This is a genomic window from Photorhabdus asymbiotica, assembly GCF_003634575.1.
GTDB classification, from domain to species: domain Bacteria; phylum Pseudomonadota; class Gammaproteobacteria; order Enterobacterales; family Enterobacteriaceae; genus Photorhabdus; species Photorhabdus asymbiotica.
Window position 1 is genome coordinate 330,494 of record NZ_RBLJ01000005.1, and the last position, 12,398, is coordinate 342,891.

At 39.3% G+C, this 12,398-nt stretch carries 10 protein-coding genes and 1 tRNA gene; 3 read left to right on the top strand and 8 right to left on the bottom strand.

Annotation, left to right across the window (positions count from 1 at the left end):
* Positions 1-213 precede the first annotated feature (213 nt).
* The 6 genes from BDD30_RS21210 to BDD30_RS21240 all read right to left on the bottom strand — a co-directional run bounded on the left by BDD30_RS21210 (position 214) and on the right by BDD30_RS21240 (position 7,259).
* Positions 214-1,095 (bottom strand): DMT family transporter, encoded by an 882-nt coding sequence (locus BDD30_RS21210; protein WP_041381448.1) that lies wholly within the window; start codon positions 1,093-1,095, stop codon positions 214-216.
* A gap of 317 nt (positions 1,096-1,412) precedes the next feature.
* Positions 1,413-2,288 carry a 2OG-Fe(II)-dependent halogenase WelO5 family protein gene (locus BDD30_RS21215; protein WP_012776307.1) on the bottom strand — a complete coding sequence of 292 codons (876 nt, stop codon included), beginning with the start codon at positions 2,286-2,288 and terminating at the stop codon, positions 1,413-1,415.
* 50 nt (positions 2,289-2,338) lie between these two features.
* Positions 2,339-3,295 (bottom strand): fatty acid desaturase family protein, encoded by a 957-nt coding sequence (locus tag BDD30_RS21220; protein WP_012776306.1) that lies wholly within the window; start codon positions 3,293-3,295, stop codon positions 2,339-2,341.
* A gap of 8 nt (positions 3,296-3,303) precedes the next feature.
* Positions 3,304-4,404, bottom strand: coding sequence for an amidinotransferase (locus BDD30_RS21225; protein ID WP_049795176.1), 1,101 nt, complete (start codon positions 4,402-4,404; stop codon positions 3,304-3,306).
* 677 nt (positions 4,405-5,081) lie between these two features.
* Positions 5,082-5,384, bottom strand: coding sequence for a Cro/Cl family transcriptional regulator (locus BDD30_RS21230; RefSeq protein WP_249039950.1), 303 nt, complete (start codon positions 5,382-5,384; stop codon positions 5,082-5,084).
* Positions 5,385-6,329: 945 nt separating this feature from the next.
* A complete protein-coding gene (locus BDD30_RS21240) occupies positions 6,330-7,259 on the bottom strand; it encodes an alpha/beta hydrolase family protein (protein WP_249039951.1) in 930 nt (309 codons plus the stop codon).
* A gap of 147 nt (positions 7,260-7,406) precedes the next feature.
* Here BDD30_RS21240 and BDD30_RS23955 point away from each other — a divergent pair, with 147 nt between their 5' ends.
* On the top strand, positions 7,407-7,568 hold the full coding sequence (locus BDD30_RS23955; protein WP_197535148.1) for a hypothetical protein: 162 nt from the start codon (positions 7,407-7,409) through the stop codon (positions 7,566-7,568).
* A gap of 219 nt (positions 7,569-7,787) precedes the next feature.
* Here BDD30_RS23955 and BDD30_RS23820 read toward each other — a convergent pair.
* A tRNA-Sec gene (locus BDD30_RS23820) sits at positions 7,788-7,882 on the bottom strand.
* A gap of 237 nt (positions 7,883-8,119) precedes the next feature.
* Between BDD30_RS23820 and prlC the strand changes: the two genes are divergently transcribed.
* Positions 8,120-10,162 carry an oligopeptidase A gene (prlC, locus tag BDD30_RS21250; RefSeq protein ID WP_012776302.1) on the top strand — a complete coding sequence of 681 codons (2,043 nt, stop codon included), beginning with the start codon at positions 8,120-8,122 and terminating at the stop codon, positions 10,160-10,162.
* Between the two features lie 5 nt (positions 10,163-10,167).
* Positions 10,168-10,911: a 16S rRNA (guanine(1516)-N(2))-methyltransferase RsmJ gene (rsmJ, locus tag BDD30_RS21255; protein WP_012776301.1), complete on the top strand. Its 744-nt coding sequence runs from the start codon at positions 10,168-10,170 to the stop codon at positions 10,909-10,911.
* A gap of 35 nt (positions 10,912-10,946) precedes the next feature.
* On the opposite strand, the gene gdhA is transcribed toward rsmJ, so the two are convergent.
* Positions 10,947-12,290 (bottom strand): NADP-specific glutamate dehydrogenase, encoded by a 1,344-nt coding sequence (gene gdhA / locus BDD30_RS21260; RefSeq protein ID WP_012776300.1) that lies wholly within the window; start codon positions 12,288-12,290, stop codon positions 10,947-10,949.
* Between the last annotated feature and the right edge of the window lie 108 nt (positions 12,291-12,398).

Sequence of the window (12,398 nt, forward strand, 5' to 3'; positions counted from 1 at the left end):
TTAATTCCCTAATAATTTAACGTTATACAAACATGACTCATATATGCAATTTGGTAATACGATATATGCGGGCAGTACTGTAAAGTGGAAATAGACAACATCCAAGTAATAACGGTTATCATTTAATATGTAAGGAACAATACAAAGCAATTGGGGTTCTAAAATCCACGAATGAACTACGGCCAGGCTGATTACAACCCGGCAAATACAAGTTTATTCAGTAGAAAGCGATATTTTCTTTGTACGAAAGACCAAGATTAGCCCAGACAAGATAGCAACCATACCCAGCAAACTTAAATCAGGCAACGAATTTCCCAAAAACAAATAGTCCATTACAGCCGTAACCCCAGGAACAAGATAAAACAGACTTGTCACATTCACTAAATTACCCGCTTGAATAAGCCGGTAAAGTAATAATTGAGCCACAACAGAAATGACTAATCCAAGCCATAACAACGAAATAATAAAGCCAGGCACCAGCTGAAATTCAAAAGGCTGAAAAGGAACAAATAGTAAGCAAAGCAGTAGGCTAACACCATATTGTAGAGGTAAAACTACAGAAGGAGCTTGATGAATTCGTTTCTGTAAAATCGCACCGATACTCATACAAGCCAGTGCAACCAAAGCAAAAGTAATACCGGCCAGAGAGAATCTGGACAGCACAAGACTTTGATACACTACTAATATCAAACCCAGCAGCGCTAACAATAAACCCGCCAAACGTACAGCCGAAAAACGGCGCTCGATGACTAACAATGTAATAATCGGTTGAATTCCCATTACTGTAGCCAGAACTCCGGGGGTAATCCCATTGTCCAACGCAAAAAAATAACAAATAGAATAACCACCTATTAGCAGAACGCCGGTACTGGCTACTTGTTTACGCGTACCCTGTTCAGGCAAGAAATGGCCCTTACGCCCGAATAATAATCCCAAAAATATCAAAAAAATAAGCGCAACAGCAAAACGCATTAAGAGAATCGCAAATGCGGTACTATGGTCAAGTCCCCACCGCGAAAAAATCGCACCACTGCTCCACAATAAAACAAACAGCAAAGTCGAGCCATAAGAGACCCATAGGGCTTTAGAAATCATCGGAATCACACCTATCTTACGTTTTAACTAAGCCAGTACACAAATCTGGCAACACATTGCATGCAAACCATCTCTTAGAAACAAGAGTATTACACAGTTATATATAGATAATAAAGGAAGTGGCAGTGGAGCAAGGGGAGAAGTGAAAAAATGCATGTACAATCTACTGCTGTTAATGCTAAGCCAGTAGATGCAATCAGTGTACATGCAAGTAATAACATAGCATTCGTCTTATAATATTCTAAATTAATCATTTAAATGTAGATGCATATCTCGCTATGGTCAAATATCTGTGGGACTATTTTCAATATCATGATTTATGTCCACCAGACAAGATCGCCATTTTGCTGCACTCCCATAAAACAAGTCACAAGCAATCGTCGTTCTGGTGCAGATATAGCATTACCATTCAATACTGCATGTACTAAATTTCCATTCAGCAATACCAAATCCCCCGCCTTAATATTGATCACCATGTTTGCATGATTTTCCAGTAATTCTACTGGATAGGGAAAACCACTGTAAGTTAAACCAAGGGCACTACGTGATTGGTTGTCGGGTTGAATATTCCATACTTTTAATTGCCCCCCATTTTGGGGAACATCAGCGTAAAAATTTACCGCCATGACACGATTAATTTGTTGGACCTCAAAATCGCTCTGACGTGGATCGCTCAGCTGTGCAAGATCATCATGAGGTAATAACAGGAATTCACCGAAATTATTCCAATACACAATTTTTACATTACCCGCAGCAACACCATGATACATAGCAGGACGCGTTACCTGAGGGTTATCCCCACTAAAATGTGTTATTTGCTCTATGAAACGATCAATTGGATTGATCGTATCCTGGAAAATCTCACTAATTGCCGGGCGGAAATTTTCTACTTCTTCTATATATTGGCGGGTATTTTTTTCAATATGGGATGCCCCGATAAAATATCCCTCAACACCATCAATACCATCAATACCATCTCCGTAACGGGGAGTAAGTGCTGAAGAACGCCAAAAATTCTCAATTATTTTCTTTCTTTGTTCTGGTAAAAGAAAATGGTTAATCCGACAAACGGCAAGATGACCATCCAGAAGATCAGAAACTGCATTCATAGATATATTATTTGATGTTTCGTATACAATAAATTCTGACTTTGCCAGCTTTGTTCCCCTAATGCCGAATTTTTCTTGCATCATAGCAGACTCCTTCGTCAGACTCTGTATAAAGCTTATATAATTAACTGGAACTATTTTTTATTTATAGACCTATGCAATAAAGGTCTACGCTTGTGTAAAAAACCCAATATTGCAGGTACTGGGCTGACAATCCTTTCCTGTGCAGAAAGCTTGGTTGAATATTTTTGACGTAGATCAGGTAACGACTTCCAATGAGTGTTGCCTGAAATATGATGTTCCTGATGATAACCATCATTAAATGTCAATAAATTATAAATTCGTCCATAATAACTGACTGAATTTGCAAACCTGTTCTCCGGCTGAGCCCCATAATGCTCATAATAGTTTTGTATATTGACCAGAACAAAGGAAAAATAGAGAGCAGGTAAATAGCAAAATAAAACCCATTTCCAGGATAAGGTGAATAAAATAATAACCCACACCGCCTGAAATAATCGATCTAATCTCAATTGTAATAACTCTTCAACTTTCCTCTTCCTATCCATCGAAAGGAGTTTTTCATATCCTTTATCAGCTTTACTAAGCGGTTTTTGCCAAATAAATATAGCCCAGAACATACGAACAAAACTGTTATATAGAGTGAATATTCCACCAAGGGCAGAATAGTTCCAAAGAGTACTGTGCTCCCCTATCTCTTTTCCATTTATAAAAGTAGAAGAAGTATCTTGTGGTCCACTTTCACCAACTCCCCGGTCGTTATTATATTTATGGTGATTACGAACATGGGACAAATGATAAGCCTGTACAGACTGCCCAATATTCATTGAATTCAGGATAGACACAAACATATTCACGGTTCGAGAAACAAACCAGGGAGTATGGCTAAAAAAATGTGATATCACTATTATGTTGTAGGTTGTCATCAGTGTCAGCAACACAATGTTGCCCAACCAACCCATAATAGTGAAATTATCCCAATATACAACCAGAGTAACAGTGGCTATCGTATGCAAGATACTTAATATAAACATTACCGAATCCCAATAAGAATATCGCCAGATAGCCATAGCTGCTCCTAGTTAAAATAAGACTGTAAAATTCCGCGTCGCCTTACATCCACTGTTGCGCAATGGAAAGAACCCCCGAAGGAGTTAAAATTCCTGAAATTACATGGAATCGGAGTAAAGCCCCAACGTTTCATCGCCGCAATCATTGGTTCATCTTGCTTTTCAACAATGACTCGTTTTTCATCCAACATCAGAATATTCATGTTGATCCATTTACTGGTCATATACAGCGGATGCTCATCAGGAATAACCGGTTCAGGGGCACATAACACATCCCATCCTTTAAATAGTTCAGGAATCTTTAACACCTTTTCTGGATTAATCAGCAGTTTTCCAGGTGCCATCGGGAAAAACGTCGCATCAATGTGCATAGGGCTATCATCGTTAAATTCAAAAACGTGAATACGATAATCATCACCTATATGACGACGAAGCCATTCGATACCAAATTCATTAGTCACATGGCTCTTTTGCGCAATAATATCTCGCCCACAACGGATAAAGTCCGCAGCATCAAATGTCGGTTCAAATTCAGTCACCGCAAGACGAGTACTATCCTTACCATCAGGCTTATACCATTCAAAATCATATTGTTCATCTATTAACTGTGGTTTTGGCCCTGAGCTCCATCTCGCTCCTTGCTTAAAGTAATCTTTAAGTAAAGTTTTATATGCCGCGGTTTCAAAATAACGGGAACGCCATGCCAGCGGGCATTCAATAATATCATCACCAATAACTAACAGGGAATCACGAGGCATTGCACAATATAGTCCTGTGCTGCTCCAACCGGGCGCCCCAAATACCTGAGATTGATCCTGAGGCTCAGGTCGACGTACTTTAACACCTTCACTTTCGAGAATATGAACAAACTCTTCTAACTCTCTGGACGCTGCCTCAATCCGCTCTTTTGGAAATGACCGGCCAGCATTCCGATGAAAAGTCTCAATCTGATTCGGTGGTAATACCGGCTCTATCGCCATATGCCAGCCAGGAAATCTGGCACCATCAACAGCACCAACAATCACCTCTTCGAGTGGGTCCCATTCGTTAAAAGAATTAACTGGGGAAGAAATCTTACTATCACTATCTATTAAATTTGGATCAAGCATGTCTTCTCCTGATATCTGAATATTATGTCGCCTCAAAACTATATTAACTGTATTAATTGCGACCCTAACACCATCAATAACGACTCCTTAGTTTAAATATGCAGTCATGCGTAATATTATTAGATTACGTATCTTTCTGTTTAAAAATTCAATAACTATGACTTCCTCATGGTTAATAAATTTAGTCAAAGATCACAAAATTGGTTATTTAAAATAGTAAAAAAAATGTTAAAAATTTTATTTTTTCACCACAAGACATTAAATGACAGTAATAATATACCGAAACAACTTTATATATAAACCTAACTCAACGTTATAAACTTGTCTGCATGCAATAATATATGGACATTTAAATTTGTAAAGGAATTAAATCTAAATATTATAAAACCAAGATAATGTTATTATTTGCAATATCATTATTACTGTTAAAACATTACCACAAATAAACCACAATTTATTTATAAGATATTATTTTTCAAAATTATATAATTTACTCCAATAGAAACAGGCAGAACGTTAATATAACTATTCTGCCTGGAGTTAAGTGCATATAATAGAAAACATATCTAGGATTATAATAAAATCAATTTTATTTGATTATATCATTAAAACCAAACTCAGTTCTTCTACTGAATATATTATTCCATGCACTTATTCAGAGATTTAATAAATACTTATTAAATCTCTACACCTACTATATATTTTATCTTAGTAAGATTGCTTTTCGCAATTTTTACTTTCACGTCTAGTTTTTCATGAAGAACACGTAAAAGAGAAAGATAGAGCAGCACAATCTTCTCTTTATCTTTATCTCCATCAACCACTAATAGATGAAAATCATCAACAACACCTAAAATATTCAAACTAACAATGACTGAACTGGGTGACAGAATATCAATATTGACTTTCTCTACCTTACCTACCCTAAGCTCATCATCTACAATCAGCTCTTCATGTAACAAAATATCTTTCTTAATCATCATAATTATAAACTCCACAATTTAATATAACCAATTGATAAATAACTAATATTATTCCAACATACAAACAATTAGCTATTTATCTTGCCCATATAAAATTACAACCATTTTCACTAGAAAATAAGTGCCTATCAGGAATTTATCCAATATTTAGATAATATATACAGCATTTTTGATGCCATATTGATGCTTTATCTAATACATATAACTATAGATGCCATTAATGTATTGTCAATAAAATAAAAAAATAAATTTAATTAATTTAAAATCAATGTTTTATTAGACAAAATAAATAAAAAAGATACTACATCCTGTCATGGATATAATATCTCGTTAATTTTTTCCATCGAACATAATGACAGATATAAATGATAATGAGAAATAACTCTGCTATTTCCCTCTACGATATAAAAGGTAATATCTCAAAAACAATAAACAGTTTAACATTATATTTCATGGAAATTACAAGCGGGATATTAATCATGTCATTATTTATACGAAGTATACCCGTTATCTTTCAAGTTGCCTCTTTGTTGGCTGCACTCACTCACCCCAGTCACATAGTTATCTATGCTCCCGGGGATTCGCTCTCTTGCCGTCGCGAAGCATCTTGAAATCCATAGGGTATATTATAATGACATCTCATTTCCTCCATTATAATAACAAAAATATAAAATAAATATCATGTAATTATCTTATTATTAAATGAATTATAAATCATTAATTATCAATTTGTTATTTATATATATTTTCATTGCTAAATTAAATATAATCATTCACCATGAAATAAATTTACTTTAATCAAATGAAATATAGTGTTAATAATTACTACTATACCGAAATAATACTGTCAAAACGTGGTATCCATGTTAACTATACCACGCTTTATCCATTCCCGCCCGAAATAGTAAGCAATGATCTGATTATCATGAAAATTACAGCTTCTTACCCAGATACTCTGGATAACCAATTCCTTATATCTTCAACAATAGGAGTCACTTGTAAAACACCTTCACTATTCTTAAATCCATGACTTAGACCTGGATATTGATAAAAGGTAATATTATCTTTCTTTAATTGCTGCTCCATTGCCATAGCTGCACTCACACTAACGGAGTTATCATTCAATGTTTGAATAATCAGAATAGGTCTTTTTGTCTGATCTAATACTCTATATTGATTAATACCCAATGAAATTTTCCACCAATTGACTCCATGATTACTCATTTCCAGATTATTATTGGTATGTATTCTTTGCTGGAATTCTCTAAATCCTTTCATAGCCTGATTAACATGTTCTGGTGGAACTTCACTCTTTATACTGTGAATAACATCATCAGCTAAATACCGACCGCCGCCATTTAATGAGATTGTTCTATCAATATAATTAACTTGCGATGTAATTAAATTGGCAACCATTGCCCCTTCACTTCCACCCAAGATAATGATCTTTTTATATTTATTCTGATTCTTCAGATAACCGATGATCTGAATATAATCCTTAACCCGCTGTTCTGGCGTATCTGATTTTATATAAGCCTTAGGACAATCTGAACGCTCACCGGCATCAGACCAGGGAAGTAATGCATCGATACCATATTTTTCCACGGTTAACACATCTGTATCTGGATAAATATCGCTGAATGTCTCATTTACAAACTTATTATTGGCTATACTATTACAATCAGAACCTTGTATCAGCACTAATAGGTTTTTACCTCCTCTTTGCTTAAGATAGTAAGTTATTTCACTACCATCATGACGAAAAAATTGTTTATGCGTACTTGGGTAAACGAAACCTATATAACATGTAAAAATCAGAATTGACGTCAAAACCTTCTGCCGCAAATTAAAACAATATGCCTTCATTAACATCTCCTTTAGCTGATATGTTTAAAGACCACAAATCGGCAATATTGTTCCTGTCAGAAAAATTTTTAAAATTTGAAAACAGGATTCAGCGTTTTTTATCCAGAGTGCTAACTATAATCACTAAAACATCCATACATTTGGAGAGAAGAAATGAAAACAACTTTATCCACAAAAATCGGATTACCAAATAATTATCATATCGGCCAGCAAATCAGTGTCAGTGCAGCGATATCTATTCGCAGGAGATTTATTCAGGCAATGGGAATTCAACACCCTTCTGGATTATGGTGCTATCCAACCCCAAACAAATAATCAATCATTCAGAAGATGAATTACGCTGATATGGATTTTCTGTCAGCAAAGCCAAAGCATTACTCCGCTTAAGCCAATTATTAAATCTGGTGAATTAACATTAGAAATCTCTAATAGTGAACAAGACATTCAGCAGCTAACAAGTAATCTGATCGCGATAAAAGGCGTTGGTATGTGGACAATCAATTATTCCCTGTTACAAGGATTCAACTACTCAATTGGCGGAAGATCACAGGAGTCGAACCTGCCAAAGACCGCTGGCGGCCTCATCTGGATTTGAAGTCCAGCCACCCCACCGGGGACGATGATCTTCCATATGAATACTAAAGAATTATGAAAAGCAACTCATCATAGCGCATATTATCTGGCTTCTGAATCCATTTGCTGAAATCATTCTCAATTTCCTAAAAAGCATTAAATTTTATTGTTCATAAACTCAACATTCGCGTTGAGTTTGTCGAATTTTACCTACATCTTATTAGCCGATACCCATTACGATACAGGGTTGCCCCGCTCAGCAATGTATCCAAAACATAAATAGGACGCTTTATATGACTAACCCTTTACTCGTTCCATCAGGTTTACCAAAATTTTCTTCTATTAAACCAGAACATGTTGTTCCCGCTGTAAAAGAAGTGATTGCCAATTATCGCCAAACCGTCGAAAAAATACTGACCGAGAATACCGTTTTTACCTGGGATAATTTGTGTCAACCACTGGCCGAAGCAGGTGATAAACAATCCCGTGCATGGTCACCAGTTAATCATCTGAATTCAGTTAAAAACAGCCCAGAATTACGCGCCGTCTATGAAGAGAGTTTGCCATTACTGTCCGAATTCAGTACCTGGTTAGGTCAGCACAAGGGACTATATCAAGCCTATAAGTCATTACGTGAGAGTGCTGAATTTGAGAAACTCTCTCAACCTCAACGCAAAGCTGTCGAAAATTCACTGCGTGATTTTAAACTATCAGGTATTGGTTTGCCTGAAGAGAAGCAGAAACGTTATGGCGAGATTAGCGCACGTTTGTCAGATTTAAGTTCGTTATTCAACAATAATGTGCTTGATGCCACTATGGGCTGGACCAAATTAATTACTAACGTGAAAGAGCTGTCTGGTCTGCCTGAAAGCGCGATTGCCGCCGCTAAAGCTCAAGCAGAAGCTAAAGGACAAAAAGGCTGGCTACTGACTTTAGAAGCACCAAGTTACCAGCCGGTTATCACCTATGCAGATAACCGTGAACTGCGTCGCGAAATTTACCACGCCTACAATACCCGCGCATCCGATCAAGGCCCAAATGCAGGTAAATGGGATAACAGCGAAGTGATCGCCGAAATCCTCGCGCTGCGCCATGAACAGGCTCAATTGCTTGGTTTAAAAAATTATGCTGAACAATCCCTTGCAACCAAAATGGCAAAAACCCCTAAGGAAGTGCTGGATTTTCTGAATGATTTGACAAAGCGCGCGCGTCCACAGGGCCAAGAAGAAGTAGATGAATTAAAAGGTTTTGCTAAATGGCATCATTGCGCCCACAAACTGGAAGCTTGGGATATGACTTATTATGGCGAGAAACAAAAACAGTATGAGTTCTCTATCAATGATGAACAGTTACGTCCTTATTTCCCGGAACAAAAGGCTGTTGAAGGGCTATTCGAAGTTGTTCGCCGTATTTATGGTATTACTGCCAAAGAGCGCCATGATGTAGAAACCTGGCACCCGGATGTCCGTTTCTTTGATCTGTTCGATGACACAAATGAGTTGCGCGGTAGCTTCTATATGGATCTGTACGCACGCGAGAATAAACGTGGCGGCGCCTGGATGGATGAGTGTATCAGCAAAATGCGTCGTTCCAACGGAGAGCTGCAAAAGCCTGTCGCTTATCTGAACTGCAACTTCAACAGACCTGTTGGCGATAAACCCGCGCTATTCACTCACAATGAAGTCAACACACTGTTCCACGAGTTTGGTCACTGTCTACATCTAATGCTGACCCAGATTGAAACTGCCAGCGTTTCTGGTACTAATGGTGTACCGTGGGACGCGGTAGAAATGCCAAGCCAGTTCATGGAGAACTGGTGTTGGGAACCAGAAGCACTGGCATTTATCTCTGGTCACTACGAAACTCAAGAGCCTCTGCCGAAATCCATGTTGGATAACCTTTTAGCCGCGAAAAACTATCAGGCTGCTATGCGGATCTTGCGTCAGCTTGAGTTTGGTCAGTTCGATTTCCGTCTGCATGTTGAGTATGATCCAAAGAAAGGTGCTCAGACCATGAAGACCTTAAAGGAAGTGAAGAAATTGGTCTCCGTAGTGCCTTCACCTGAATGGGGCCGTTTTCCACACTCATTCACCCATATCTTCTCCGGTGGTTATGCCGCAGGTTACTACAGCTATCTGTGGGCTGATGTATTAGCAGCTGATGCTTATTCCCGCTTCGAAGAAGAAGGCATTTTTAACCGCGAAACCGGGCAATCTTTCCTTGATAACATTTTGTCCCGTGGCGGTTCAGAAGAGCCAATGGAGCTGTTCAAACGCTTCCGTGGCCGTGAACCAAAACTGGATGCAATGCTGCGCAAGGCCGGTATCAAAGGATAATTTAGGTGGATATCTGTTTAATCTGTGAACAAGGCGCTGATAGCAGCGCCTTATCTCAACTAGCAAAGCGCTGGCATCTCATACATGACGAAAGCGCAGTTATGGCGCTGGTTCTTACACCTCAACACCTCGAACTCCGCAAACTGGATGAACCCAAGCTGGGTGGCATCTATGTGGATTTTGTGTCAGGTGTAATGGCACATCGCCGCCGCTTTGGGGGTGGCCGAGGTGAAGCAGTTGCTAAGGCCGTAGGAATCAAAAAAGATTATCTGCCAACAGTCGTGGATGCTACCGCAGGTCTGGGACGCGATGCCTTTGTATTAGCATCACTGGGCTGTCATGTGAGAATGCTAGAACGCCATCCGGTGGTCGCTGCATTACTGGATGATGGGCTGCAACGTGGCTATCAAGATGCAGAAATTGGTGGCTGGCTGCAAGAACGTATGACACTGCTCCATGCCTCTAGCATCACAGCATTAGTTGATATTACCCCACAGCCTGATGTTGTTTATCTTGATCCTATGTATCCACACAAGCAGAAAAGTGCATTAGTGAAAAAAGAGATGCGAGTGTTTCAATCTCTGGTTGGCGCTGATGAAGATGCTAATCATTTGCTAGCCCCCGCTCGCGCTTTAGCAAAACGCCGTGTAGTCGTAAAACGGCCTGATTATGCAGAACCCTTAGCTGGAGTAGCTGCATCAGCGGCTATCACCACGAAAAACCACCGTTTTGATATTTATCCTTGCTGAAAAGTCAGCCGCATATTGCGGCTGATATCCTCAATTCACAAAATGCCTTGGGCAAGCATGGCATCGGCAACTTTTACAAATCCAGCAATATTTGCACCCTGAACATAATTGGTCTGTTTACCCTCGCCACCATACTTAACGCAGGCGTGATGAATATCCAGCATGATGTGATGCAAACGTGCATCCACTTTCTCCGCCTTCCAGCCTAAACGTGCAGCGTTTTGCGCCATTTCCAGACCAGATGTTGCCACGCCTCCTGCGTTAGCTGCTTTACCCGGTGCAAACAACACCCCCGCTTCAATAAAGGCTTCAGTCGCGGAAATAGTTGCAGGCATATTCGCACCTTCAGCTACAGCTTTAACGCCATTCTTGATAAGAACTTTGGCCGCATCCAGATCCAATTCATTCTGAGTAGCACACGGCAAAGCGATATCAACTGGCACCGACCAAGGTTGCAATCCCTTTAAGAAAGCCAGCCCCCGTTCTTTGGCATACTCTTCCACACGACCATAGTGCTGGTTTTTAATCTCTTCAAGATGAGCCAGTTTCTCCAGTGTAAACCCTTCCTCATCAACCACTGTGCCGCCAGAATCAGAAGCAGTCACCACTTTCGCACCCAATGCCATGCATTTTTCAATCGTATATTGCGCAACATTACCTGCACCGGAAACCGACACACGCATACCTTCAAAGCCCATTCCATGACGTTTCAACATAGCATTGGTGAAATAAACCAGACCATAACCCGTTGCTTCCGGGCGAATCAAACTACCACCGAAAGAGAGTCCCTTGCCAGTGAATACACAAGCCGTATTATTAGAGAGCTTTTTCATCATTCCTGACATAAAAGCCACTTCACGGCCACCCACACCAATATCACCCGCGGGAACATCGGTATCTGGTCCCAGATGGCGATACAATTCTGTCATTAACGCCTGACAAAAACGCATCACTTCGCCCTGACTTTTTCCTTTAGGATCAAAATCTGAACCACCTTTACCCCCACCCATTGGTAAGGTTGTCAGTGCATTTTTCAAGGTTTGTTCAAAGCCAAGGAATTTCAAAATAGAGAGGTTTACGGATGGATGAAAACGCATACCGCCTTTATATGGGCCAATGGCTGAGTTGAACTGTACCCGCCATGCACGATTTACCTGAACCTTGCCCTGATCATCTACCCAACAAACTCGGAACTGAATAACCCTTTCCGGCTCTACCATACGCTCCAGTAAACTTTGTTCACGATATTTTGGGTTTTGTTCAAGAAATGGCCATAGTGAGGTGAAAACTTCCCGGACAGCTTGGAGATATTCGGGTTGATACTCATCCCTGCGTTGAATTGATCCAAGAAATGAAGACAAAGATAGTAAACAGCTCATTTAACTCTTCCTTTTCTACTTCGGTTGTGATGTCTCCCCACAGTCTTCTGATAATTATTTTTGTTGAAAATGTGAGGTAAGTTGTGTTTGCTCTTTGAATATATCACT

Excerpts from the sequence above, each read along its gene's own strand:
- BDD30_RS21220 (WP_012776306.1), bottom strand. The coding sequence starts at position 3,295 with ATGGCTATCTGGCGATATTCTTATTGGGATTCGGTAATGTTTATATTA.
- gdhA (WP_012776300.1), bottom strand. The coding sequence starts at position 12,290 with ATGAGCTGTTTACTATCTTTGTCTTCATTTCTTGGATCAATTCAACGC.
- BDD30_RS21225 (WP_049795176.1), bottom strand. The coding sequence starts at position 4,404 with ATGCTTGATCCAAATTTAATAGATAGTGATAGTAAGATTTCTTCCCCA.
- BDD30_RS21240 (WP_249039951.1), bottom strand. The coding sequence starts at position 7,259 with ATGTTAATGAAGGCATATTGTTTTAATTTGCGGCAGAAGGTTTTGACG.
- prlC (WP_012776302.1), top strand. The coding sequence starts at position 8,120 with ATGACTAACCCTTTACTCGTTCCATCAGGTTTACCAAAATTTTCTTCT.
- BDD30_RS21230 (WP_249039950.1), bottom strand. The coding sequence starts at position 5,384 with ATGATTAAGAAAGATATTTTGTTACATGAAGAGCTGATTGTAGATGAT.
- BDD30_RS23955 (WP_197535148.1), top strand. The coding sequence starts at position 7,407 with ATGAAAACAACTTTATCCACAAAAATCGGATTACCAAATAATTATCAT.
- BDD30_RS21215 (WP_012776307.1), bottom strand. The coding sequence starts at position 2,288 with ATGATGCAAGAAAAATTCGGCATTAGGGGAACAAAGCTGGCAAAGTCA.
- BDD30_RS21210 (WP_041381448.1), bottom strand. The coding sequence starts at position 1,095 with ATGATTTCTAAAGCCCTATGGGTCTCTTATGGCTCGACTTTGCTGTTT.